The organism is Wolbachia endosymbiont of Rhagoletis cingulata (assembly GCF_048537655.1).
GTDB lineage: Bacteria > Pseudomonadota > Alphaproteobacteria > Rickettsiales > Anaplasmataceae > Wolbachia > Wolbachia pipientis.
In genome coordinates this window covers 167,038-192,434 of record NZ_CP175927.1, presented here as the reverse complement: position 1 = coordinate 192,434, position 25,397 = coordinate 167,038, and the positions used below count along the sequence as shown (strand labels likewise).

Below are 25,397 nucleotides of genomic sequence, written 5' to 3'. Positions count from 1 at the left end.
TCACACAAGCATAAAAATATCAAGCAACCACTAAGAGAAGAAACCCTCTTTCCCATCATACAAATACAACTTATCCATTCTCACCACATCAAAATTATGTTCCTCAAATTTGATTAGCAAGTTATTCACATCACTATTTGTAATTTCATTATTTGCAATGAACCTGCAGGTTATTTGGTCACTTGAAGACTTTGAACTTCCTGGCCAAATCGCAAGGCCTTTTGAATATATTGCTATAATCTGCGGATTACTTGTTTCAAACAACTTCACTATTTGGTCAAAGTCAGCCGGCTTACTCCAGGCAAGCGTTATATCGCTACCCACTAGTTTTTTAATCTTATAATCCTGTTCATAATTATCCTGTATTTTATCCACTTTACTATTTGGATCACTGCCAATTATAAGCTCAGATAATGTTTTCGGTTTTTTTCCTAGATTGTCTATAACAGCTTCTGCAAATTCTTTTGTACCAACTTTCTGTTTACTTCTTTTCTCCTTATATAAATCGGCAGTGTGTATTCCATCCTCCAAAGTCTTGAGCCATGCATCGTAGATTAGTTTTGCAGTACCCACTTGACCTATGTAAATTAGCATATGCACTGCAGCATTTAAAAGACCAGAAGGATTGGCTATGTTTTTTCCTGCAATATCAGGGGCAGAACCGTGCACTGCTTCAAACATTGCGTATTCATTCCCGATGTTGCTACTTCCGGCAAGCCCCACAGATCCAGAGGTTTGTGCGACTATATCTGATAATATGTCGCCATATAAGTTCTCGGTTACTATAACATCAAAATTCTCCGGTTCTGTTGCAACACGCGCCATTCCAATATCAACTATATAATGTTCTGCCTTTATATCTGGGTATTCCTTTGCAATGCGATCAAACGCGGCATGGAAAGTTCCGTCAGTCATTTTCATGATGTTATCTTTAGTCAGGCAAGTTACTTTTTTTCTGTTGTGTTTTTTTGCATATTCAAAAGCGTACCTGCATATCTTCTCTGAGCCAGATCTAGTAATAATTTTAGTGCATTGGTAAGAGTCACCAGTGAGCCTATGCTCTATTCCGGTGTAAACGTCCTCTTCATTTTCACGTATCACTACGATATCAAACTTATCGAATTTATTTTCTATAACAGGATGATATGAAATGCATGGTCTGATATTTGCATACAACCCTAGATTTTTTCTGAGTGCAACGTTTAAGCTTTTGTGCCCTTTACCTTGAGGAGTTGTTGTCGGAGATTTTAATAATATTTTTGTCCTTTCAATTGATTCCCAACCACTTGGAGAAATTCCGTGAGACCATTCTTTACTGTAAACACGCTCCCCTATTTCAATAATATCTATTGAGATTTCCGCTTCTGCTTCGCGCAATATCGACAGCACCGCTTCCATGATTTCTGGTCCGATACCGTCGCCATATGCAACTGTGATTAGTGTTGACATAACTTCCCTAGTTATAAATGATTTAATATTAATTTAAATAATAGAGTGGCACAAGTAGCTAATATTACCCAAGTTAGTATATTTACGGTTATTTAATAACGTATTTTTATATCATATGATGATATTATGAAATATAGGTGGGGTTATGAATACTGAAATAAATGTTAAAGTAAATTATGTAGGATTTACAAGGCGTATTGTAGCAGAAATACTTGACCTCATCATATTTTCCCCTCATTTTATCTTCGGTTTTATCTATGGTGTATTCATCGTATCATTACAAGATCAAGATAAAGACTCTTTTCAGGAACTTGCACAACTAGCAACAGAAATACCATTTATAGTTTCTACAGTGGTCGCAACATTAGTACTAACAATATCCAAAATATTAATGGTAACAAAACTTGGTGGTACCCCAGGAAAACTATTGTGTGGTATGCATATTAAAGATGCTAATACATTTACAAATGTTACCCTTATGCAAGCAACAATAAGATGTATTTCTAAGGGAAGCATCTGGATTATTTTTCGCTTTTTGCTTCATCTGCATTATCATGGTTATACTTTTCTATATCTTTTAATTGTGCTAATTTTATTTTTGTTTGCAGTATTTGATCAACGCAAACAGACTTTTTACGATAAAATTGCAAAAACAGTAGTGATAGACTATAAATCTAGTTGATATTTTTCTTTATAGGTAGTACATGGATAAAAAAGTAAACTACTCAACGATGACAAGACGTACTCTAGCATTTATAGTTGATTGTATTTTATTTATCGCAATACCATTTGGTTTAATGGCGGTGGATTTCTCACTTACACACGCAATACAAGGGATCATGGGTGCAATAATTGTAATCACCACGATTGTATTTTCTTTATTTTTAATGATACCATGTATATTTCATATATTCATGCTAGTAAAATTTGGCGGCACTCCAGGACACTTGTTATTTAGCATGCGTGTAAAAGACAAAGATACATTTGAGTCAATCACTACAATGCAAGCAATGAAAAGGACTATAGCTCTTTTTATAATTTATTGCATATCACTTTGTAATCCCATTTTATTCTTAGCTATACTAATCTTAGTTTTAGTATGTGCAGTAGGTGATGAACATAAACAAGCTTTTCACGACAAAATTGCAAACACGGTAGTGATAGATTATAAACCTAGTTGATATTTTCCTTTAGCTGTCTGCCACCAAGGGTGTCATTCCAGTGTCACGCGCTAACTTAAGGTAAATTGCCAACTTAACTATAAATATATTTTGGTAAATCCAAATTATTTTAGCTATAAGAGCGTTTTACTTTTTGCTCAGCATATCCATCATAACTGGCTTACTTTTAGTGATTCATGGAGTTAAAAAAGTCAGCATTGCTCTTTGTTAAAAGTAGTTTGTCACGTAAAAATTCCATTGCTTCAACGGGTCCCATAGGATTGAGTATCCTACGCACCACCCATATTTTATTTAGTATAGCCTTATCAACTAATAGCTCTTCCTTCCTTGTTCCGGATTTTGTAATATCAATAGCTGGAAATATACGTTTATCAGAAAGTTTTCTATCAAGTATGATCTCAGCATTTCCTGTACCTTTAAACTCTTCAAAAATAACTTCATCCATTTTTGAACCAGTCTCTATAAGAGCTGTGGCGATTATAGTTAAAGAACCCCCATTCTCAATATTACGAGCTGCTCCAAAAAAGCGTTTTGGTCTCTGCAGTGCGTTTGAATCTACACCACCAGTTAGAACTTTCCCAGACGAAGGAATAACCGCATTATAAGCACGTGCAAGTCTAGTAATATTGTCAAGTAGAATTACCACATCTTTTTTATGCTCAACCATTCTTTTAGCTTTTTCTATTACTATTTCAGCAAGCTGTACGTGACGGTAAGCAGGCTCATCGAATGTAGAACTTACTACCTCACCTTTTACAGAACGTATCATATCTGTTACTTCTTCAGGTCTTTCATCTATAAGTAACACTATTAATTCTACTTCAGGGTGATTTATAGCTATAGAGTTAGCCATTTGCTGAAGCAATACAGTTTTTCCTGTGCGAGGTGGAGCAACTACTAACGCTCTTTGCCCTTTTCCAAGAGGAGCTACTATATCTATAGCACGCATGCTTAAGCCTTTTTTATCATCACCATTATTACACTCAAGTACTATGCTTTCCTCAGGATAAAGAGGAAGCAAATTATCAAAATGGACGTACTTTCTTAATTCACTTACTTCAGTAGAGTTTATACTTTGAACCTTAGTTAAAGTAAAATATCTCTCTTTATCACCAGGTGGCCTTATTTCTCCATATGCCATATCTCCTGTACGTAAATTAAACTTCTTTATTTGCCCGTTAGAAATATAAACATCATCGGTACTTGGGGCATAATTTGCACTTGCTGAACGTAAGAAACCAAAACCATCAGGCAATATTTCCACTATTCCACTCCCTGTGGTTATGCCTCCTTCTTCACTCATTTTTTTCATTAAGCTGAATATTATTTCCTGCTTTAGCATTCTACCATTGCTTTTACCGTTAGTTGAAATTTTTCTTTCTTCAGCTAACTCTAACAATTCTTCTGCTGTTTTCTCTTTTAATTCGCTCAGATCTAATGTTTTTCTGTTTTTCTCAGTACCTTCATTGACCATCTGTTTTACTGTATCGTTATTGTAAATTTGCTCACTTTTTTCAGGTTGAGCTGTAACCTTTCCTTTTGCCAAAACATCTTCATTGATTGTTGTCATAATCCTCCAAAAATTTTAATTGATGCTTACTAACCTAAAATGTGACTATAAGATAATAAATTAGGCTGAGTTAGTTTCAGTGCGTATTAAGCTTAATTATCATTAAACCCCGTACTTTACTTACATTATACTAATAAACACTAGCAAGTCAAGTTAATTTAATGTTAACAAAACACAAAAATTTGAGGATTTTCAATAGCTATTCTTTATATTTTTTTAACCTTTCTTGCTTCTCCTCTTCTACTTTTGCTTTTTCCACTTCTGCTTCTAAATTTTCTTGACTACATAAGCCGAGTAGTACAGGATCTTGGGGTTTTATATTTTGCATGTTATGATGAGATCCATCTCTTACCTGCTCAACTGTGTAATTTGTTGTACTAATTAATTTAGCTATAACGTTATTGTCCAAGATAGGAAATTTTTTTACTAAATAATAAATCGCATCAGGTTTATCTCTACGTCTTGCCGTAGAGGCAAAGCCAAGAATGCTACCAATCGCTTTACTCCTTTTTTTTATATTTTTTATAATCAAATTTGGTACACGATTTGGATTTTTTTTGCAATCATCGATTTCTTTTTCAGTAATTATTCCAGAAATAATAGGGTTATATTTTTCTACTTCTATTTCCTCATCAGCTATGTCTTGTACTTCTTCAAGGGCCAATCTGCAACATTGTGCTATTTGATTAAAAGTTAAACCAGTGTTGTCTACTAACCAAGCAGCTATTTGCACTAGAAACTGTTTATTTCTATCGTTATTGCCCTTAGAAGATTCCATTGACATCAAAAAAGCATCTCCCATTTAAAGTATCCCTTACTGTTATACAGAGCTAAAATATAAACTATTAAAACTAAAAAAGCATTAATTTTGTCATTCAATAACTTTTTGTTTGTCACTTCCCACCTCTTAAGTTAATTAAATGCGCTTACCTTTAAGCATATTTCAAACAAAATATTTCCCCTTCCTAAGGTATAGTATAACTCAGTTAAACATATGTTCCTATTTAAGATTAGAGAGTTAAATTTTAAGTTAATATATTGTAATATTATATATATTAGCTAATAAAGCAACAGGTTTACAAGCATTAAATTATCACTATTCTATAATTAATCATTAATTAACTGGGTTTAAAATGAATGTTAAAAATTTTTTCACTAAAGTAACCGTTGTCCTTTTAGCTTGCTTGTTAATCTTCATGGGAATTGGCAACCTTTTATCAGGTGATGATGAAAAAGAAGAGGTAGCTAGGGTTGGAAAAGAAGTTATAACGTCAGATGAGTATAAGTCGCTATATCAAAATTATGGAAAACAAATTTCTGGATCTGATGCGAGTAGAGAACAAGTAAAAAAGCTGAAATATGATTTGCTTAACGCACTTATAGAGCAAAAACTATTGTTTAACCTAACTAGTGAGCTGGGGTTGACAGTTGGAGAAGAATCTATAAAAAACCATATTAAAAACACCAAATACTTTCAAAATGATAAAGGTGAATTTGACAAAAATAAATTCTATGAAACGCTAAATGACCTGCATATGACAGAGAAAGAGTATATAGCAAAGCTAGAGAAAGTCCTGCCTGCAATGATGTTCATGACTTCATTATTTAAAGATAATTATCCAGTAACTTTTGGCGAGAAAATTGATGAGCAGATATACAAAAGTCGCTACCAAACTAGAGTAGTTGATATTGTTAAAATAACTGAAGATGCAGTTACAAACATTCCTGAACCAGATGATCAAGCCTTACTTGATTTGTACGAAAGAAATAAATCCCATTTTTATTATCCTGAGTATCGAACTGCGCAATATATTTCCCTAGGCCAAAAGTATTTTGAAGATCAAATCAAGATCTCAGATGAAGAAGTTGATGGTATAATAGAACAACAAGAACTTAAAAATCAAAGAGATATATTCAATGCAATATTTTCTACCAAAGAAGAAGCTGAGACAGCAAGAAGAGCATTTGAGGAGGGTAAAACAAGCTTTGAACAGATAGTAGAAGAGTTTGGCAAAGCAAAACTTGAGGAAACTAGAGTAAATAATATAACTAAGGATTTTTTACCAGAAGACGTGAGAGAGAAGGTATTTGCTCTTAAAGTAGGTGAAGTAAGTGAAGTTTTAGCAAGCAGTTTTGGTTGGCACATAGTAAAAGTGGAAAGTGCGCATCAAATCTCTGATGAAGACTTAGTTGATTTAAAAAAAGACATAAAGTCAGTTCTAACTAACCAAAAGTCTTTTGAAAGAGTCAATGATTTCATAAACCAAGTGAACTATAAGATATACAATGGTTCAGAAATTGAAGAAATATTGAGTGAATATAATTTACCTATACAAACTATTGGTCCAGTAGATGCGAGTGGAAAAGATCAAAGCGGTAATAACGTAGGAGATTCTGGTGATTTGATTTCTTTCATTTTTTCGCGAGAAAAGGATCAGAAAGGTTATTTTAAGGGCGTTGGGGACGCCGTTGTTAGTGTAAAAATCGTCGATATCTTTCCACCCAAATTGCAAAGTTTTGAAGAAGGCAAGGCATTAGCGGTAGAGCTTTGGCGTAGTGAGTTTATAAAAGAAAGAATGTTTAAATTCGGGCAAGAGGTTGCAGTTCAACTAAGAGAAAAAACAGATTTGGAAGAAATTCAAGGTGTGGAATTAGTTAAAGGTCAGCAGATGCACCGCAATAAAGTGGATCAACAAAACTACCCCTTTTCTTTTGTAGAAGAGATTTTCAATATGAAAACAACTGGTTCAGTGACAGATCCTATTCAATACAATAATGAAATTATAATAGGTGTTCTAAAAGAAATGCATTCATCAAATGGCAAATTAAACACGCTTGACACCGGAAAACGTGTGATGATATCGCTAAAAGAGCAATTAATTAGCTATCTGGAATCAAAGTATAAAGTCGAAGTTAATCACGCTATACTTGATGATATATAATCAAAAATCTTATAAGCTGCTTCAAACGCATCCAGTGCCCAGACACACAACTGTACGAACATTGCGATTTGAGAGCAATCTTCACTAGAAAGGATGTCATCCCAGTGCCCAGACACTGGGATCCAGGAATTTTATTAAGTTGGTAAACATAAAAGTAGCCGTTTTATGTTAAAATACAACGTTTTAATGATTAAAAAAAGGCTGGATTCCAGTGTCAAGCACTGGAATGACACCATTTGCTGTGCAATTTACCTTCAAAAATGAATGTTCGTATAGCTGTGCGCCCGGCACTGCCCTACATTATTGGTAATTATATTATAAGGTGCAAAAGCTGTATAATTCATTTGACTTAAAACGGCTCATTGTATAAAATTGTGGCTAATATATGAATAAAGGTTAACATGGCAGTTAAAATAAGGTTGGCGAGGTTTGGCGCAAAGAAACGCCCTTTTTATAGGATAGTTGTAGCTGATTCACGAGCACCAAGAGATGGGCGTTTTATTGAGAAAATAGGACAATATGATCCAATGTTACCAAAAGACAATAAAAATCGTGTTGTGGTGAAAGCTGATAGATTAAAACATTGGCTAAGTGTAGGCGCGCAGGCAACTGAAAGAGTACTGTGGTTTATCAAAAAAGGCATAGTAACTTTAGAAACAGAACCAAAGAAAACAGAAAAGAAGAAAGTAGAGAACGAGAAAGCACAAGGGCAAGAGGCATAAGTCTCTTAAAATGCTAAATACTGATTTAACAAACAGCGATAAATTAGACGATATTGTATCTTCTGATTTGTCAGCTATGAATGACTTTGTCTTCAAAAATGTCAATGATGAAGATGCTAAGCTTGCTACTGATATTATATCTCATCTTGTTAGGTCAGGTGGAAAAAAAATAAGGCCTAAACTAGTTTTTATTATATGTAAAATGCTAAACTATTCTGGGGAGAATAGGATCAACGTTGCTGCATCGGTAGAGTTTATACACAATGCTACTTTACTTCATGATGATGTGCTCGATGAAAGTGAGGCACGCCATGGAGTTAAAACAGCGAATAAGATTTGGGGAAATAAATCAAGCATTTTAGTTGGTGATCTATTGTTGACTCTAGCATTTAGATGGCTTATAGAGTGTGGAAATTTAAATATTCTCTCTATTTTATCTAAAGCATCGCATTTACTTGTGAAGGGTGAAATAAAGCAGATGACAGCACGCTTTGACCCCCACACAGTCAGGGAAAATTATTTTGATATCATTGGAGAAAAGACAGCATCTTTATTTTCTGCATGCTGTGAAGCTGCATCAACAGTATCTGGTGCAACAAATGACGAAACAGAGAGGCTAAAGAATTTTGGTTTTAATTTTGGTATGGCATTTCAAATAGTTGATGATATGCTCGATTATACTGCTAATCAAGGCACTTCTGGAAAGCAAGTCGGAAAAGACTTTTTCGAAGGTAAAGTCACCTTACCTGCTATTATAGCATACGAAAAGGGCAGTCCAGCAGAGCAAAAATTCTGGGAAAAATGCTTTTCTTCAGCTAGACACAATTTTGACCAAGCATTACACTATATTAATCACCATAATGCCATTCAGCTTTCTATGGAAAAAGCTAGACACTACATTAATATGGCACAAAATGATATTAGTACTTTTTCTGATTCTTTTTATAAAACTACTTTAATTAACTTTTTAAATGCGAGCATAGAAAGACGAATGTAGCTGGCGCTTGATATTTTCAGATTAATTGTTATATATTTATTAGATTCTTAAGGGTAATGATATGTCAGATAGCAGTAAGGAGAAAAAGAAGAAGTTTGCTGATATGGTAAGTAGGCAGAAAGGTGACGACCAACAAAGTGATAACCATAAGCAAACTGATGATTTAAATGAAGATCTCAATACATTAAAAGAACGTGCAGTTCAGCTTGAAGATCATTTACGCCGTGCTGTTGCAGATAATGAAAACGTCAAACGTATAATGCAAAAGCAAATTAGCGATGCAAGTGACTACGCAGTCACAAAACTTGCACGTGATATGATCGACTCGTGCGACAATTTAAAAAGAGTAATGGAAATTTTGAAAGACGGTGATCCTGTTCATGAGGGGATTAAAGTAGCTTATCAAAAAATTATAAATGATCTAAAAAAACATGGAATAGAGGAAGTAGACCCACTTGGTGAGCTTTTTGATAGTAATTTACACCAAGCTGTTGTGGAAAGAGAAGACAATGAAAAAGAGCCTGGCACCATTGTAGAGGTACTACAAACTGGTTATACTATCAAAAATAGGTTGCTCCGCCCTGCAATGGTTATTCTTTCTAAGAAATCTGCTGATTGTGGAAACGATTAGCATGAGGTAAATGTATAATGACAAGTATTGTCTTTTCAGGTATCCAGCCAAGTGGCGTACTACATTTAGGTAATTATCTTGGTGCAATCAAACAGTGGATAGACTTACAGGATAAATACAAATCTCTTTTTTGTATTGTCGACCTACATGCAATCACAGCAAATAAGCTTCCCGCAAGTGAATTAAAAAGTAATATTTTCAAAACAGCAGCAGCTTATATTGCATGTGGAATAGATCCAGAAAAGTCCATTATTTTTAATCAGTCCACAGTTAGTGGTCATGCAGAACTGGGCTGGCTGCTTGGGTGCTATACACCAATTGGTTGGCTTAATCGCATGACTCAATTTAAAGATAAAGCTGGCAGCGATAAACAAAAAGCCTCTCTTGGATTATATAGTTATCCAGTACTTATGGCTGCAGATATATTGTTGTATCAAACTAAATACGTTCCTGTTGGTGATGATCAAAAACAGCATTTGGAGCTTGCACGTGATATTGCATCAGCTTTTAACAATCATTATAAGCTGGATCATTTCATCGTACCTGAAATCTTAACTTTGGATTGCACATCAAGGATAATGAGCTTAAGAGATGGTACAAGCAAGATGAGTAAATCTGATCCTTCAGAACATTCGTGCATTAACCTTGATGATACGGATGACTTAATTGTCAAAAAAATAGAAAAAGCAAAAACAGATTCAATTCTAGGCTTTGCTACTTTAGAGTGCCGACCAGAAATAAGCAATTTGATAAACATTTATTCAGTGCTTAGTAATGTAAATGTGAAAAAAGTATGTGAAGAAGTGAACAAACATGACATGAAGCACTTCAAAAAAGAGTTAGCTGATTTAATTATCAGTGTTATATCACCCATACGTGAGAAAATGAATGATCTTTTAAAAGACCAATTCCATTTACATGAAATATTAAAAAAAGGCACAAAGAAAGCAGCAGAAATTGCAACCCATAATATAAAAGAAATCAAGGATATTATTGGATTTGCTCAATATCTGTAAGGTTCCAAAGTGTGATGGTGCGAACCGTCATACCGCCGCGGTATCTCAGCCGCTAACACGTAGCGGGATGACGGTTTTTCAAATTGTCGGTAAATCTAAGTCAGTTTAGCTATAGGCAGCAATTTTCTGTATTTATTTTAAGTTGAAGAAAGCTCAAATGAAAAATCGTGTTTTGCTAAAAATCACAGAATGCAGTCTGGTTACAAAATTCTCTAATGGTCTTAAATAAAACTTCCAGTGAATGATTGTCAGACATATTGTGCTCTGCTGATTTTATTAAGTGTACTTCAACATCGGTTGACTTAATTTTTTCAGCTAAATTCAATGAAGTTTGATAAGGAACATCTTTATCATTAATGCTATGCAGCAAGCGCACAGGACAGTTTATATCTATTGTCTTTTTGTTTAAAAGAAGGTTCTTCCTGCCATCTGCGATCAAATTTTTAGTTATTTTGTATGTACAATGCTCTGAAGTAAAATCTATTACACCTTTAGAATCTAGTTCTTCTTTTTGCTTGCCTGACAATTGCTTGAATATCAAATCTTCAGTAAAATCGGGAGCAGACGATATACCAATTAGTGCTGCAATTTTTTCTGGAAATTGAAGGGCAGTGAGCAACATCAGCCATCCTCCCATACTTGAACCTATAATTATTTGTTTATCGCTAGTTAATTCACTCATTACTTTAGCACAATTTTTTTGCCAATCACTTATCGTGTAATCAATAAAATTACCACTTGAATGACCGTGACCAAAATAATCAAATAGCACAAGTGCTACGTCATTTTCTTGGCAAAATTTGTAAATAGCAGTTGCTTTAGTTCCATCCATATTGGATGCAAATCCACCGAAAAAAACTACAGAAGCTTTCTTTCCTTGTAGCTTTCGATATGCTATGTGACCATTATTTCCATCAAACAATTTACAATAATCCATACTACTTTGGCAAAGCAACCGGGCTATCACTCAATTGATGCAAATAACTAACTAGATCTGCAATTTCTTGTGGATTGGAAATACCTGCAAATGCCATACGTGTACCTTTTATATAGGCTTTTGGGTTCTTTAAAAAGGCAAATAGCTCCTCATACCCCCATTTTCCACCTCTTTCAAGCACTGCTTTTGAGTAATTGAATGAGTTACCAAGATGGGCCTTTTTATTTCCAACTATGTTCCATAAGTTTGGTCCTACTTTATTCATTCCACCTTTCTCAAAACTATGGCAGGCTATACATTTTTTTGCTGCTGATTTACCTTTCTCAAAGCTAGCATTCTGCATGAGCGCTCCAATATCAAGCGCCACTTGCTCGATTTTTTGCTGGAACTCATTGCTGCCAGCAGCTACTATCGTTTGGTGTTCAATCTTATATTCTTCTGGACTGTAAAGCATATCAACTACATTACTAACTATCATAATGATTAGCCCAGAAAGTAAAATCGATGCTGCAATCTTATTAAGCTCCATAGTTAATTTTTATTAAGTAATGTTACTTAAATTATGCGAATATTTTCGCAAATAGCAACCAATTACCTTGAAGCTCGCTAAAGATGAGAGTCTCTATAGCTAACCCAAGAAAGGTTTTCCTACGTCCATACCGCCGCGAACCGTCATACCGCGATTCATTCGCGGTATCTCAGCCGCTAACAAGAGATCCCGCTAACAAGTAGCGGGATGACGAGGTTCACTGCCATTAAGTTAAGGAAAGAATGGTTAAAAACTGAACTAAAAAGTCAGAAATAATTAAGGATTTATGACAAATACTGAAACAGAATAGAGTAAACTTTAAAGCAGATAAACTCTGAAGTGTAAATTACTTAAGAAATAGTTTGTTTAGAAGTCATTTTACAGGAGCTATGGCAATAAGCTACCCAGTTATTATCAGAAGATATGAATACTACCTCTAGTCAAAATATGTGTTTTCTAACCCTTTTTTGGTAATTGAACGAACGAAGATAAGGTACCTTATGACGATCAACTTTCCTTCCCTTTCTTACCGCCAAAGTGTTCATCAAAAATAGCTTTGATAATTGATCCATAATGCAGTCAGTATCTGATTCCGTAGCAAAAATGTCGAAAGCCAAGTTTTTGATCGCGTTAAATGAGACAGATTTGTTAATGCTCCTCTTAAGCTTATCATCGGTTAAGTCCATATTCAACGCTTCTTCTACATCTTCTGTCATAACACTTTCTAGGTTGCTAATAAAGATAGCTGACCAAAAATCCTGTTTAACAGACTCAACACTTTTTCCTGTAAAATTTTCTAGACTTAGTCTTCCTTTGAGTTTTGCAAAAAATGTCTCAACTCCCCAGCGTAAAAAATATAACTCCTTAAATCCTCCAGTTTGAAACTTTTGTTCATCCATTAATGATGTAGCTAACACTTCAATTTCACCAGATGGCAGTACCACTTTGAAGCGTTATTCCACTATTTTCTTGTTTTATCTTACGCTGAGCACATATGGTAACCTCAACACTAGATGGGCTTTTTTCTTCAAACATAGCATTCACTTCATTAAAAGATGATCTGGGACATCGAATGACATAAGCAATTTTTCTTTTTGTAAGGCTAGAAAGAAATTTATAAGATAAATATACAAATCAGTAAGTCATTAGTATTTACAACTTTAAGCATTCCATCTGCTAAGTTAATTTCATGAGTGTTACCTCTATCTAACACTGACCTTATGGCAACATTATTTAGCACATCTTAACAAACCGCAAAGGTTGCACTTGCATAATCACCTAAATCTTTTGGTTTTTGGTTACGTATTTTTCTTGAGCCAAATTCATTTTTTATTTCAACGCTTGTTGGTAAAATGATTTTGGAGGCATCAAGAGCTAACACTCTAAAGCCAAAACAAGTTTTAAATTTTTGGTCTTGGTAGTACAAGGAAACCACACCTTCGTTAATTTCTGAAAATGCACTGTGTTTCATTTTTTTTCTTGCTTGACTAAAAGCACTAGCAGTAACGGTATAGTCTTTTTTCCTATATAAAATAAATTCGTTTAGTATTACTTGCAGCGACTTTACACTTTTTCTTAAAATTAAGATAAATCTGTCAATAAAAGATAACTTCCTCTTTCTCATAAAATCTTTTGAAGATGATTTATGGGATTCTATAAATTCTAGACTTGCCAATTCATTTTGAATAAATTTTATTACTGCCTTTTTTACTCATACTACCTTTAAACTTGTTAGTATACATCATTATCCCATAAAATCTATCTTTTTTCCTTAACTTAATGGCAGTGAGACGAGGTTATCGTCATGCCGCCACGAACCGTCATACCGCGATTCATTCGCGGTATCTCTTAGCCGCTAACAAGTAGCTGGATGACGATTGTCAGGGTGTAATCCCAGTGTCCCTATGATGTCATCCCAGTGCCCAGACACTGGGATCCAGGAAAGTTTGCTTGTAAGCAAGCAAACTAGCACAGAAAGTGGTTACAACATTTTCGATGAGATTATATGGAAAACTGGATCCCAGTGTCAAGCACTGGGATGACAAAAAAAGGAGCACTGGAATGGCACCATTTGTTATGTTTAACAAAGTTCGTACTTAGCTTCATGTTAGCCATAAATATTTAAGAAATTTACCAAATGGAAAAAAAGGCAAAAGAAGCCCCATGGTTAACTAGTTCTGACACTGGTTTCCATCCAAGACGGCAGTAGCCCCTTCGGTGTCATTCCAGTGTCAAGCACTGGAATGACAAAGGAGAGCAGTGTCAGCTACTTGGATGACACCTTTTTTCTACTTAGTGTGGGTTATACAAGAAGTCTATTGTATGGCTATTGCTGGTCGTATATTACTTATAGCTTATCTATTCAAATTGCAACTTTGTTTTTCATAATTAATTATTGACAGAAATTATTAATTGGGTTATTATTAAATTATCGTTAACAAGTGAGGCAAAGAAATGATGATATCCAATAATTCTTCATTGCTAAAAGATAGTCAGGAGCTTACTAAAACTAAGCAGACTATATGGAAACCTTTAATTGCTGTTTCATTATTATCTATATTTAGTTTCATATCTGGTCAATATCTTCCTTATGTTATTATAGCAGTTTCTGGTTCTGGTCCTATTGCAGCAGTTCCTTTAGCAATTTTTGCTGTTTCTACGGTTGTTGCACTTATTTCAGTGACATATCTTGTTAAACTGGCTATTTCTAGAGATGATAATAAGAAAGAAGTAGGTCTTAATGGACAGAAATTCGGCCATACTCCATCTCAAGAACCACAAAAATTTGTGTGTAAAAATTGTACTAATCTGGAGAATAAATCAAATGTACCTACTCCTCAATCACCTCCAGTAACGTTTGGAACACAACCAAATCCAAGTCCACCGCCGCCACCTCCTCCATTGCCACAAGATGCTGCACTACCACCTCCGCCTCCGCATTTTTTTACAGCTTCCAAGCGTACGGAGCAACCTAAGAATGATGCACCGAAGAAGGCTGGTGAACCTGAGAATAATAATCATTCTACTCTGTTTGAACAGATAAGAGGAGGTACTACGTTAAAAAGAGTGGGCAGCAACAAAATTTTACAAATGAATTGAAAGCAAAATTAGAAAGTAGTGGGGGCACTGACAAAAAAGAAACACCAGAAGAGTTTGCTGCAAGAATAGATAGGGAGCAAGCAGAGAGAAAGAAGTCGGATGATAATGATTCAGATTGGACAAAGAGACTTAAGGAGAGAGCAGCAGTCATGCAATTCTCAGATAGTGAAGAGGAGTCACCGGTACCGCCAAGTTCGTGTGTTGATTCACCACAAGTAAATAATGTTGACTCAGTGGATAATGAGGTGCAAGATTCACCTCCTCTTTCTGTTGAGGATCGCATAGCACAGTTTGGTGGAAAAGCGTTGCGATGCCAAAAGGAAAATGTTGTACAAGGACTATGATAACTATGAAATGGTCAGCCATGCACTTACCTTCCTTTTCAAAATAAGTTTACCTACAGGTCTGATTGTATTAAGATTACTTAATACAATCAGATCTATTATATGCGCTTATCCAAATATTACCTGCCAACTCTAAAGGAAAAGCCTGCCCATGCTAAAATTATCTCCCATCAATATTCTTTGCGTGCAGGTTTAATAAAGCAGATAGCATCTGGCATCTATACGTGGTTACCACTTGGTCTCTTAGTGCTTAAGAATATTGAAGATATTATCAGAGATGAAATGAACAAATCCGGTGCTATTGAAGCATTAATGCCTTGTGTGCAACCAGCAAGTCTTTGGCGAGAATCAGGGCGTTACGATGATTACGGTAAGGAAATGCTACGCATAAAGGATAGGCATGAGGAAGATATGCTTTTTGGTCCAACGCATGAGGAGATAGCAACTGATTTAATTAGAGATGTGGTAAAAAGTTACAAAGATTTGCCACTTTGTTTATACCAAATTCAATGGAAATTCCGTGATGAGGTAAGACCACGTTATGGTGTTATGAGGGGCAGGGAATTTTTGATGAAGGATGCATACAGTTTTGATGTAGATTACGAAGGTGCACTGAATTCATATAATTTGATGTACAAAACTTACATAAAAATCTTCAAACGCATGGGATTTACTCCAATTGGAGTTCGAGCTGATACGGGGCCAATTGGAGGAAATTTGAGCCACGAGTTTCATATATTGGCAAACACTGGTGAGAGCACTTTATATTATGACAATAAATTTTCTGAACTACTAGAGAGTGAAGATATTGAAAGTTTAAAGAGTATATACGCAGTTGCAGATGATATGCATGATCCTGAGACTTGCCCTATATCACAAGAGCAGTTAAATGTTAGTAAAGGTATTGAAATAGGGCATATTTTTTATTTTGGCGACAAATATTCAAAGCCTATGAAGGCAAGTGTTACTTCTCAAGATGGAAAAAATGTCAATATACATATGGGTTCGTATGGCATTGGGGTTTCAAGACTTGTTGGTGCGATAATAGAAGCTTTTCATGATGATAAGGGAATTATCTGGCCGGAGGAGGTAGCTCCTTTCAGAATTGGTTTAATCAATTTACAAACGAAAGTAACGGAGGCTGCAGATAAAATATACAAAGCTTTGAAGAGCGATGAAGTGCTTTACGATGATACGGAAGGGAGTGTAGGAGTAAAATTTTCTAGAATGGATCTGATAGGCTTGCCGTGGCAAATAATTGTCGGAAAGAAAGCAGTAAGTGAAAATATAGTTGAAGTAAAAAATAGAGCAACTGGAGAGGTAAAGGAAATGCAGATTGAGGAAGCAATAAATCACTTTAGCGCAAAATGATACACGGTATCGGCACTGACATAGTATATATCCCAAGAATATTGAGAATATTACAAAAATACGGGGAAAAATTTCTCAATAGAATCTACACTGAAAAGGAAATAGAGCTAAGTAGAAAGTATAATAGTCAAGAAATGCGAGCAAGGTATTTTGCTAAACGCTTTGCAGCAAAAGAAGCTTTTGTTAAAGCACGAGGTAGTGGTCAGGGTATTACAATGAAAGATATAGAAATATACAATGATGTAAGAGGCAAGCCATATCTTACCGTTAGCAAGGATTTTATCTCCAAAATTCATCTTTCTTTAAGTGACGATGGAGATTACGCTACTGCATTTGTTGTAATTTGCGTCTATATCTCACACAGATAAAGTTTACTCTTTTGTCATCTTATGGCTTACTGTATGAACATTCATTTTTAAAGGTAAACTGCACAGCAAATGGTCAGTGCTTGACACTGTCCTCCTTTGTCATCCCAGTGCCCAGACACTGGTTTTCTGCAATCTCATCGAAAACGTTTTTCTATGCTAGTTTGCTTGCTCACAAGCAAACTTTCCTGGATCCAAGTAGTCAGGGCACTGGGATGACATCTTTGTTGTGTTTAACAAAAACAAATGTTCGTACAGTTGTGGAATGAATCGCAGTATAGCTATAGCATACACAAACGACTAGTTTGCCAAAAAAACATAGCGGTTTTTCTATGATTTTAGTATAATTCTAGCTTTACCTAAACAAAAAGATGAATTATTTAATGGACTGTGTTTTTACGTCTCTTTCCTTACCATTTTCAATTACTGAGAATTATTTATTAATTACTGCGTTGATTCCACTTTTAAGTGCGTTAGTTATTTTTTTTACTGGTAAATGGCCCGGAGTGAACAATAGTATTACTGTCACTTCTTCTGTACTTCTGTTTACGTATACGTGTCTGTGCACTTTATATTGGGTATATGGTGATCATTCTCAATTTATTCTCATGGATTTTGGTAATAATTTGCACATTAGTTTAAAGCTAGAGTCTACCGGAGTAATATTCAGTTTATTAATATCGTTTTTATGGGTGCTGACCAGTATATATGCAATATGTTATATGCAGAATAACTATGCTGATAGCAATCACTCAAGTTTTCTATGCTTTTTTTCAATATCGATTGGCTGTGCAATGTTTATTGCTTTTTCTGGAGACTTGCTCACTACATTTGTCTTTTATGAGCTTCTAACTATTAGTACATACCCTCTGGTTACTTACAACTCAACAAATGAATCAATGATTGCAGGACGCTATTACTTTGGCGTGCTATTTTTCTCTTCTTTGGTATTATTTTTTCCTGCAATAGGCCTTTTATATCATGAATTTCATACTTTAGACTTTGTAAGCGGTGGAATATTCAAATTTGATACTTCACTCATCACTTTCATTGCAGTGTGTTTTGCTATGCTGATTTACGGAATAGGAAAAGCTGCATTAATGCCAATGCATTTTTGGTTACCAAAAGCAATGGTTGCACCAACTCCTGTGAGTGCACTACTGCACGCTGTTGCTGTTGTGAAATCCGGAGTTTTCATCATCATAAAAGTTATATTATACACTTTCGGCGTCGATAATATGCAACGTTTTGTGCAGCAAAATTGGTTTGCTGGAGGGTGGCTTCCGTACGCTGCTGGATTTACTATTATTACTGCATCATTGATTGCACTAAAGCAAAAAGAATTAAAGAAATTGCTTGCTTACTCTACCATCTCTCAATTGTCGTATATTATATTATTCGCTTCAATTTTTAGTGATCTCAGCATGAGGGTTGCAATTTTTCAATTAGTTTGCCACGCATTTGCAAAAATCACTTTGTTTTTCGTTGCCGGAGCAATAATAACGAGAGCAGGTGAGAAATATATAGATAAGATTTACGGTATAGGACGCAGTATGCCAATTAGCATGACAGCATTTGCTATAGGTGCATTGTCTATGATAGGGGTGCCGCCTGCTCCGACTTTTTGGGGTAAATTTCTCATTTTTCAAGCTGTTTTCAACTCTGGCAATGTAATACTTTCTGTGTTTGTAACTCTAGTGTTAATTGTTAGTACTATACTCAACGCTCTGTACTTTTTACCGATAATTTACAACGCCTTTTTCTTAAAACCTTCTCAGAATTACTTTATTAAAAAAACACCAATTCTTCTAGTTTTACCTCCAGTTATTACTGCTATGTGCACTTTGGTTATTTTTTTTAGCTACCAAGTAATATTTTAAAATCTGTATTTATAACCATTAACAATAAATTTAAATGGTATTATACCAGCCAGAGTTGCTTTTATATTCGACAAAGTGAAGCTAATCTCCACAGTATCCTCCTTATTTTGCTCGGTTGTAAAAACTACAGTAGCATTTCCAGCAAATGTAACTAAGTCCTTGGTCGATCGATCAATAGATAATGTTATTACATTTATGTTGGCGATTTTTCTTTTAGATAAAGACAAATTACCAGCTTCATTATTCGTTTTTTCCTGAAAGCCTTGATAGATTTTATGTATAGAATTGTTTCTTATAAAATTTTCTTGGTACTTCGGTTCAACGATCTTAATGGACTCGTATATTTCAATGTATTTACTTATTAAGTACCTCGCTGTGGAAGTGTATTCATCTTCCTTTTTACTGAAACTAAGCTTATGCATTGCAGAGAACTCATCTTCTGTGTGGTTCATATACTTCACAAAATTTAAATCTTTTTTAATAGGAAATAACAGGTATATGTTTAATGTTAATAAACATAAGCATACTAGGAGAAGCGATACTATTAATGCCATCCAAGATCTTTCTGCTACACAAAACAGATACCTATGGCAGTACCATTCGACTGCTTTACTGAAATAACTTTTGTTTTTTACTGATTCAAGCAATTTATCTTCCATAACACAATACTACCAGACCTAATCGGATCATTATAATAACAATAAGCTTAGATACTCTAAAAAAAACTTTAAAATATGTCTAAATTTTCCCAAATAGGATGAATGATTATATCACCTTGTTCTGCAATGAGGTAGAATTTATCGATTTTGCTCACATCTATATTTATCATTTTTACACTGAAATTTTCAGGATCATAAGTATTACTTTCTACACTTTTGTGATAATTATAATAAGAGGTTGTCCGGAAACTAGTAAATTCAAGCATATTCCCTCTTTAACATAACCCTACTCATAGCTAGGTATATGAAATTCTCAGTGGATGTTGTGAGTAAATCATACTCCTTCGATAGCCTTCTATTCCTATTAACCCAAGCAAAAGTCCTTTCTACAACCCATCTTCTTGGCTGTACTTTAAACCCTTGTTCTCTTGTTGGTAGTAGCTCAGGTGGCGTATCTTTGTGCACCCAAAATCTACATGGAGGCCTTTTAACAATTTCAATATCTATGTCATATTCTTCCTTTATGTGATTCTTTAAATTTCTTCCTTGGTATCCCATGTCAGCCCACATTTTTTTAACTTTAGTATATTTTGTTCTCATATTGTTTAATGCTATTTTAATACCATCTCTATCATTTTCGTTAGCAGCGCCTACGTAACAACCTAGTATAAAACCCTGAGTGTCTGTAATTATATGCCTTTTTCTACCCTTTACTTTTTTACTTCCATCATAGCCTTTGATCCCCCCTTTTCTGTAGTCTTTACAGATTGACTATCTACTATACAGGCACTCGGCTGCTCATTCCTTCCTATTTTTCTTCTACTATATTTTGTAATTTCATAATTCATTTTCTCAAAAATTCCCTGCTTCTTCCATTGCCTGAACTGCTCATACACAGTCTTCCATAGCGGAAAATCATTTGGTAAATACCGCCATTGACACCCTGTACGCAATACATAGAAAATTGCTTCTAATATTTCTCTTTTGCTATACTTTGGCGGCCTTCCTCCTTTCTTGTATGATACTCTGAAGTGTTTTTCTATTCTTGCCCATTCCCTTTCGCTTAGATCTGTTGGATACTTTTTTCTCATCTTTACCCCGTACTAAAATTTCAGATATTATAGCCTTTTACTTGTTTCCGGACAACCTCTAATGTAATTTATTTTGATCATCAAAATAACCAAATTCATCAGCAAAGGTTCCCACTTTTCTACCTTTACCACTTTTGACTAGCTCAAATAGATCAATTACATGGTTTTGGGATCCAGGCTCAATAGGCCCTTCTGCAGCAAAAAATTTAGGTGCATGACCAATGTATTCCTTAAATTTTAGATTATGAGTCTTTTTTACACTACCAAAATCCACAAATTTATATTCATCTGAAATACCAGAATATTGTGGATCATACTTTTTATATTCAAAAAACTCATTACCTAAAAAATTACAAAACGTTAATTTATAATTATCATGATCGGATTTTACGACTTTAAGGTAATGAAAATCTCCAGGAATCTTTACTTCCTCTTCCGTAATATGATTACGTACAACAAGCTCACCATTTAGCATATGATAGCCAATTTTTGGCAAAGTAGCTATATTGATTGTCTTGTTTAGCTTAAAATTTGCTTCATAAATGCCACTTAACAACTCCTTTCCTTTTTCTAGGGTTATGTCTTGATCTGAAGCTATATTCTTAATTAAGCTTAATTTTTTCTGCATGTTCAATATGGCTTTCGTCAAAACTTCTATTGATTGCCATACAGTTAATTTATTATCAGTCAAATTATATACTTCGAGTATTAAATTAACAGAATTTTATCATGAATTTATGTTAAAAGTATTATACTTTGTAAACTTATGTCATGATATTAACTACATTAGCTAAAACATGCTTTTTATCTAAGTGGAGTTGCTTTGCGGCAACGAAAAGTTCATCTATTTTTTTCCACTGACTTAGCAGAATTTCAACACCATTTACCTCTCTCTTTATGCTTTCTAAAATGAAGGCCTGAATTATATATGATGCTAGTTCTAGTTCGATTTCGCTATTAATTACTTTATTAATCATATTGGGATTCTTTAAATCATGAAGAAATTTATAAAAGCATTTGTATGCTTCATAAGCATCACTACTTATTGTATTTATTATCATTCCTGGCATTCCAGGAAATAAAGTAATCATTTCGTCAAACGTTTGATTATCAAATTTACATTGAGATGAAGCAACTTGCTTTGTTTCATCATAAGTTAATGGGAGTAAATTTAGCTGAAAGCACCTACACCGGATAGTGGTTTGTATATCATATGGCTTATGGCTAATTATAAATATCTTAGAATTTTTTGGCGGCTCTTCTAATATTTTCAATATTGCGTTTTTAGCGTTATTAGTCATTGCCTCTAAGCTATCTATTATAGCTATTTTGTGTTCTGATTGAATGGGACTTAAGTGTAGAAAGTTTTTCATTTCTCTGACTTTTTCTATTCCGATAGTATCACCTTCAACAATGTGTAAGTCCAATGCTACTTCATTATAGTTTTTTATGAGTAACCAATTGGAGAAGGATTTTGCAAGTGTTGCTTTTCCTATACCTTTTTTACCACAGATCAGCCAAGACTGAACAGATAAGTTGTTCATTATTTTTTTTTTGGCTTGGTTGTGGCCTATTACTTTTTTCATTCTTTCTCCTATAGATTTTAGTTTAAAAATGCGTTGTTTACTGTTTGTAATGAAATTGCACCTTCCCTTAAAACCTTAATCTTATCTTCGGTTAAGTCAATAATAGTAGATTCTATACCAGAAACTAGTTCGTCATCTTCAATCACTACAGATAAATGTTGCTTAATGGATTGTGGTATATCGTTTGCCTTACATACACTTTCTTTTCCTGAAATATTTGTACTAGTTGCAACTATTGGAACTTTCAGTTTGTTTAGTATTGAAATTGCAATAGGATGCTCAGGAATTCTGATACCTATACTATCTTTAAAGAATTCGTTTGGCAATATGTTGTTGTTTTTAAGTGGTAAAATATAGGTAATTGGTCCAGGAGAAAAGTGGTTTATTAAATCAATATATCTTTCCTTTACCTTTGCTATTTTTGTCAAATTGTAAATATCACTAACAAATATAGACAGTGGTTTATTTTGAGAGCGTTTCTTTATCTGATATATTTTTCCTATAGATTCATTATCTAGTGCATTACAAGCAAGAGCATACACTGTTTCTGTTGGAAAACACACTAATAAATTGTTCTGTATTGCATTTATTATTTTAGATACCATATAGCTAAAAACTTATTCATAACAACTAGATCAGTTTTGTTGCACTGTATCTTATATAGTAACTGCTAGTTTTTGTAAACGTAATGCAACGCAGCTTACCATTTGTTATGCAGATTTGCTACAACCCAAACTCTTCATTGACTTTATCAATTATTGCCTGTGGTGGATCCTCTCCCCATCCTGAATACAAAATCTCTCCATAGTCTGCAACATCTATAGAGCCAGTTCTGCTTTTTGCTAGAAACATTTCTCTTTTCTCTTTATCAACTAATACATAATGCCACGCTGATTTTCCACGATCTTTACCACGGACTAAGTATATAAGATCTGACCTACTTCTTTTTGTTGCATCAGCAAAAGATCTTTCATTGACAGTTCTGCTTTTACTTTTTATGCCGCCACTTTCAGAAAAAGCTTCCTTGGATTCGGTTTTTTTGCCTGCTAATTCAGAAATTTTTCCTTTTTCCCCTAATGCCCGTTCTTTGGTGTTTTGAGACGAATACTTACTGGAAAAACCTTCCCCTGTACCGCCAGGAGTCCTGTTTGTGAAACGCTTAGTAAATGAATTATTGTCGTTGTTTTCTGCCATAAAAATCTCCAAACTTTAGATTGTAGAATCCAAACTTTTACTACACTTTATCATATGTTAATTAAATTAATATAAATGAAAAATAATATAGTAATTATTACAGGAATTACGGCCTCAGGTAAATCAGAATTATGCGATAACCTGAGAGAAAAATATGGAAATATTAGTATAATAAATTGTGATTCAAAGCAGGTATACAAAGAAATTCCCATAATTACTGCTCAACCACTAAAGCAAGAAGAATTTTATAAATTATATGGTTATGTTTCAGCAAAAGAAAATTATTCCGTGGGTCTATGGTTAGAGGATTTAGAAAAAGAAGTTAATCACGCATTAGAAAATGCTCAAATACCTATCATCACTGGAGGAAGCGGGCTTTACATCAGCAGTTTCATCAAAGGCTTATCATCAATGCCACAAATAAGTCAGGAAGTGAGAAAAAACGTAAGTGAGCTCAGGAAAAATTTAAGTAAAGAGGAGTTCTATAAATTAGTATTAAGCAAAGACTCAAAAGTTCAAGATAAAATCTGTATTAATGACTCGCACCGTCTTTCAAGAGCACTTGAAGTTATCACTGAAACTGGTAAGACAATCTTTGTATGGCAAGAAAATAGACAGCCTCCTTTATTCGATAATTTTAAGATATATACAATTTTGCCTAAACGTGAGGATGTATACCAAAAAATAAATTCTCGTTTTATCAAAATGATCGAAAATGGAGCAATTGATGAAGTAAAAAAGCTACTTAGTATGAACTTAGCTCCAAATTTGCCAGCTATGAAAGCACATGGAGTGCCAGAAATTGTAAAGTATTTGAAAGGTGAGATTACTTTAGACGAAGCGATACAGATTGCTCAAACAAACACAAGACACTACGCAAAACGCCAGTACACTTGGTTTAAAAACCAGTTCCCAAGTTCTGAAGTCATTGATTGTGCAAATGAGCTAACAGCGCTTGAAATATTTTAATTGTTAGTTTCCAGGTGTATTTCCATACTCATTGCTATGAATGGGCGGTTCCATATTTTCCAGATGGCTGTTCACTTTTGGTGGCTTATCCAAGCCATGCTCTATTTTTATTTTAAAAAATCCAAGCCTCTCGCAAAATTTCTGAAAACACTCTTTTATAACGTCAAACAAGTTTTTATCACCTATATTATAGTCCTTCAGTCTCTTAGGAACAGTAAGTGACAATTTACCATCTTCATATGTTACATTTTTATCACCTTGAGACTTAAGTGTGAATTCTAGCGAGCTATCCAATTTACATAATTCTTCTTCCAGTTCTGCAAAAGTGCGAACTGCAATTTTTTCTTCAATTCTGATTGCCGCATGACTTGGATCACTACAATTAATATGTGTTACATGATTAGACTGAAACAATAACCCATATGTTTCAGCTAAATGAAGGATAGGTCCTCCTTTACCATACAATGCACCCACATAAGCAGCCTGGTTACAATTAGTGATTAGTTCTTCTAGAATAGAATCATTTGGAACTTCTGCTTCAGCATATTCAAATAGCTCTGTAAAAACTTGTTTTACAAATTGGCGGTACTTATTTTTGTCATTTGAAATGAGGTTGGTATGTTTATTATATAATTCATCAACAAGCTCTTTTGTTATAACTTTGTTCTGAATAACAAGTTTCATTCTTGGAAGATCTACGTACATAGTTGCACCAGAATTCGCTTCAGCATTATCTTTACCAGCCCTCAACCTGCTAAAACCAAACTTTTCTGCTTGAGCTCTTAGTGTAACTATTGGATTTTCCTTTTCTTTTGGTGTAGAGCCGTTCATCATTAATACCTTGATATAGACTGCTAATGGTATA

The 25,397-nt window shown here is 34.4% G+C and carries 26 protein-coding genes and 4 pseudogenes; 15 read left to right on the top strand and 15 right to left on the bottom strand.

What is annotated here, in order from left to right:
• Positions 1-30: 30 nt before the first annotated feature.
• Positions 31-1,449, bottom strand: coding sequence for an isocitrate dehydrogenase (gene icd, locus ACJZL3_RS00875; protein WP_010082497.1), 1,419 nt, complete (start codon positions 1,447-1,449; stop codon positions 31-33).
• A gap of 145 nt (positions 1,450-1,594) precedes the next feature.
• On the opposite strand from icd, the gene ACJZL3_RS00870 reads away from it, so the two are divergent.
• Together ACJZL3_RS00870 and ACJZL3_RS00865 are read left to right on the top strand one after the other, a co-directional pair.
• A complete protein-coding gene (locus tag ACJZL3_RS00870) occupies positions 1,595-2,131 on the top strand; it encodes an RDD family protein (protein ID WP_006279799.1) in 537 nt (178 codons plus the stop codon).
• Positions 2,132-2,153: 22 nt separating this feature from the next.
• Positions 2,154-2,630 (top strand): RDD family protein, encoded by a 477-nt coding sequence (locus ACJZL3_RS00865; protein WP_010082496.1) that lies wholly within the window; start codon positions 2,154-2,156, stop codon positions 2,628-2,630.
• A gap of 166 nt (positions 2,631-2,796) precedes the next feature.
• Here ACJZL3_RS00865 and rho read toward each other — a convergent pair whose 3' ends face one another.
• Positions 2,797-4,200, bottom strand: a complete 1,404-nt coding sequence (rho, locus tag ACJZL3_RS00860) for a transcription termination factor Rho (RefSeq protein ID WP_007549497.1) — start codon at positions 4,198-4,200, stop codon at positions 2,797-2,799.
• Between the two features lie 199 nt (positions 4,201-4,399).
• A complete protein-coding gene (locus ACJZL3_RS00855; RefSeq protein ID WP_010082495.1) occupies positions 4,400-5,002 on the bottom strand; it encodes a cell cycle transcriptional regulator TrcR in 603 nt (200 codons plus the stop codon).
• A 331-nt stretch (positions 5,003-5,333) separates the two neighbouring features.
• Between ACJZL3_RS00855 and ACJZL3_RS00850 the strand changes: the two genes are divergently transcribed.
• The 5 genes from ACJZL3_RS00850 (at position 5,334) to trpS (ending at position 10,508) form a co-directional block, all read left to right on the top strand.
• Positions 5,334-7,142, top strand: coding sequence for a peptidylprolyl isomerase (locus ACJZL3_RS00850; RefSeq protein ID WP_095742751.1), 1,809 nt, complete (start codon positions 5,334-5,336; stop codon positions 7,140-7,142).
• A 401-nt stretch (positions 7,143-7,543) separates the two neighbouring features.
• The gene (gene rpsP, locus ACJZL3_RS00845) at positions 7,544-7,864 is read left to right on the top strand and encodes a 30S ribosomal protein S16 (RefSeq protein WP_006279266.1); all 321 of its coding nucleotides are present in this window, start codon (positions 7,544-7,546) and stop codon (positions 7,862-7,864) included.
• Positions 7,865-7,874: 10 nt separating this feature from the next.
• Positions 7,875-8,861 (top strand): polyprenyl synthetase family protein, encoded by a 987-nt coding sequence (locus ACJZL3_RS00840; protein ID WP_010962840.1) that lies wholly within the window; start codon positions 7,875-7,877, stop codon positions 8,859-8,861.
• 61 nt (positions 8,862-8,922) lie between these two features.
• Positions 8,923-9,492 carry a nucleotide exchange factor GrpE gene (locus tag ACJZL3_RS00835; RefSeq protein ID WP_182282656.1) on the top strand — a complete coding sequence of 190 codons (570 nt, stop codon included), beginning with the start codon at positions 8,923-8,925 and terminating at the stop codon, positions 9,490-9,492.
• 17 nt (positions 9,493-9,509) lie between these two features.
• A complete protein-coding gene (gene trpS / locus ACJZL3_RS00830) occupies positions 9,510-10,508 on the top strand; it encodes a tryptophan--tRNA ligase (protein ID WP_070356910.1) in 999 nt (332 codons plus the stop codon).
• A gap of 175 nt (positions 10,509-10,683) precedes the next feature.
• On the opposite strand, the gene ACJZL3_RS00825 is transcribed toward trpS, so the two are convergent.
• From ACJZL3_RS00825 to ACJZL3_RS00810, 4 genes and pseudogenes are all read right to left on the bottom strand, one after another.
• Positions 10,684-11,445 (bottom strand): alpha/beta hydrolase, encoded by a 762-nt coding sequence (locus ACJZL3_RS00825; RefSeq protein ID WP_010082470.1) that lies wholly within the window; start codon positions 11,443-11,445, stop codon positions 10,684-10,686.
• 1 nt (position 11,446) lies between these two features.
• The gene (locus ACJZL3_RS00820) at positions 11,447-11,974 is read right to left on the bottom strand and encodes a c-type cytochrome (RefSeq protein ID WP_010082469.1); all 528 of its coding nucleotides are present in this window, start codon (positions 11,972-11,974) and stop codon (positions 11,447-11,449) included.
• 440 nt (positions 11,975-12,414) lie between these two features.
• Positions 12,415-12,921 (bottom strand): annotated as a pseudogene (locus tag ACJZL3_RS00815) (transposase); the annotation flags it as partial.
• Between the two features lie 51 nt (positions 12,922-12,972).
• Positions 12,973-13,670 (bottom strand): annotated as a pseudogene (locus tag ACJZL3_RS00810) (IS4 family transposase); the annotation flags it as partial.
• Positions 13,671-13,851: 181 nt separating this feature from the next.
• Between ACJZL3_RS00810 and ACJZL3_RS00805 the strand changes: the two are divergent.
• From ACJZL3_RS00805 to ACJZL3_RS00775, 7 genes are all read left to right on the top strand, one after another.
• Positions 13,852-14,016: a hypothetical protein gene (locus ACJZL3_RS00805; RefSeq protein ID WP_162829040.1), complete on the top strand. Its 165-nt coding sequence runs from the start codon at positions 13,852-13,854 to the stop codon at positions 14,014-14,016.
• A gap of 412 nt (positions 14,017-14,428) precedes the next feature.
• Positions 14,429-15,073, top strand: a complete 645-nt coding sequence (locus ACJZL3_RS00800; RefSeq protein ID WP_010962848.1) for a hypothetical protein — start codon at positions 14,429-14,431, stop codon at positions 15,071-15,073.
• Positions 15,070-15,417 (top strand): hypothetical protein, encoded by a 348-nt coding sequence (locus ACJZL3_RS00795; protein WP_010962849.1) that lies wholly within the window; start codon positions 15,070-15,072, stop codon positions 15,415-15,417. The genes ACJZL3_RS00800 and ACJZL3_RS00795 overlap by 4 nt, the downstream gene beginning before the upstream one ends.
• Positions 15,418-15,519: 102 nt before the next feature.
• A complete protein-coding gene (proS, locus tag ACJZL3_RS00790; RefSeq protein ID WP_022626352.1) occupies positions 15,520-16,788 on the top strand; it encodes a proline--tRNA ligase in 1,269 nt (422 codons plus the stop codon).
• Positions 16,785-17,156, top strand: coding sequence for a holo-[acyl-carrier-protein] synthase (locus tag ACJZL3_RS00785; RefSeq protein ID WP_419198815.1), 372 nt, complete (start codon positions 16,785-16,787; stop codon positions 17,154-17,156). Before proS ends, ACJZL3_RS00785 begins: the two co-directional genes overlap by 4 nt.
• Positions 17,132-17,422: a hypothetical protein gene (locus ACJZL3_RS00780; protein ID WP_419198814.1), complete on the top strand. Its 291-nt coding sequence runs from the start codon at positions 17,132-17,134 to the stop codon at positions 17,420-17,422. The genes ACJZL3_RS00785 and ACJZL3_RS00780 overlap by 25 nt, the downstream gene beginning before the upstream one ends.
• A gap of 114 nt (positions 17,423-17,536) precedes the next feature.
• Positions 17,537-19,033 carry a proton-conducting transporter membrane subunit gene (locus tag ACJZL3_RS00775; RefSeq protein ID WP_419198974.1) on the top strand — a complete coding sequence of 499 codons (1,497 nt, stop codon included), beginning with the start codon at positions 17,537-17,539 and terminating at the stop codon, positions 19,031-19,033.
• On the opposite strand, the gene ACJZL3_RS00770 is transcribed toward ACJZL3_RS00775, so the two are convergent.
• From ACJZL3_RS00770 to ACJZL3_RS00740, 7 genes and pseudogenes are all read right to left on the bottom strand, one after another.
• Positions 19,030-19,692: a hypothetical protein gene (locus ACJZL3_RS00770; protein WP_010082435.1), complete on the bottom strand. Its 663-nt coding sequence runs from the start codon at positions 19,690-19,692 to the stop codon at positions 19,030-19,032. The genes ACJZL3_RS00775 and ACJZL3_RS00770 overlap by 4 nt on opposite strands.
• Positions 19,693-19,760: 68 nt before the next feature.
• Positions 19,761-19,958 carry a hypothetical protein gene (locus ACJZL3_RS00765; RefSeq protein ID WP_138264771.1) on the bottom strand — a complete coding sequence of 66 codons (198 nt, stop codon included), beginning with the start codon at positions 19,956-19,958 and terminating at the stop codon, positions 19,761-19,763.
• Positions 19,951-20,783, bottom strand: a pseudogene (locus ACJZL3_RS00760) (IS5 family transposase). Before ACJZL3_RS00760 ends, ACJZL3_RS00765 begins: the two are co-directional and overlap by 8 nt.
• 61 nt (positions 20,784-20,844) lie before the next feature.
• Positions 20,845-21,474 (bottom strand): annotated as a pseudogene (locus ACJZL3_RS00755) (hypothetical protein); the annotation flags it as partial.
• A 73-nt stretch (positions 21,475-21,547) separates the two neighbouring features.
• The gene (locus tag ACJZL3_RS00750) at positions 21,548-22,369 is read right to left on the bottom strand and encodes an AAA family ATPase (protein WP_038199127.1); all 822 of its coding nucleotides are present in this window, start codon (positions 22,367-22,369) and stop codon (positions 21,548-21,550) included.
• A 17-nt stretch (positions 22,370-22,386) separates the two neighbouring features.
• On the bottom strand, positions 22,387-22,974 hold the full coding sequence (locus ACJZL3_RS00745) for an L-threonylcarbamoyladenylate synthase (RefSeq protein ID WP_419198813.1): 588 nt from the start codon (positions 22,972-22,974) through the stop codon (positions 22,387-22,389).
• Positions 22,975-23,092: 118 nt separating this feature from the next.
• On the bottom strand, positions 23,093-23,563 hold the full coding sequence (locus tag ACJZL3_RS00740; RefSeq protein WP_010082479.1) for a hypothetical protein: 471 nt from the start codon (positions 23,561-23,563) through the stop codon (positions 23,093-23,095).
• A 75-nt stretch (positions 23,564-23,638) separates the two neighbouring features.
• On the opposite strand from ACJZL3_RS00740, the gene miaA reads away from it, so the two are divergent.
• Positions 23,639-24,532 (top strand): tRNA (adenosine(37)-N6)-dimethylallyltransferase MiaA, encoded by an 894-nt coding sequence (gene miaA, locus ACJZL3_RS00735; RefSeq protein WP_010082478.1) that lies wholly within the window; start codon positions 23,639-23,641, stop codon positions 24,530-24,532.
• Positions 24,533-24,535: 3 nt separating this feature from the next.
• Here miaA and ACJZL3_RS00730 read toward each other — a convergent pair whose 3' ends face one another.
• On the bottom strand, positions 24,536-25,363 hold the full coding sequence (locus ACJZL3_RS00730; protein WP_038199131.1) for a hypothetical protein: 828 nt from the start codon (positions 25,361-25,363) through the stop codon (positions 24,536-24,538).
• Positions 25,364-25,397 lie beyond the last annotated feature (34 nt).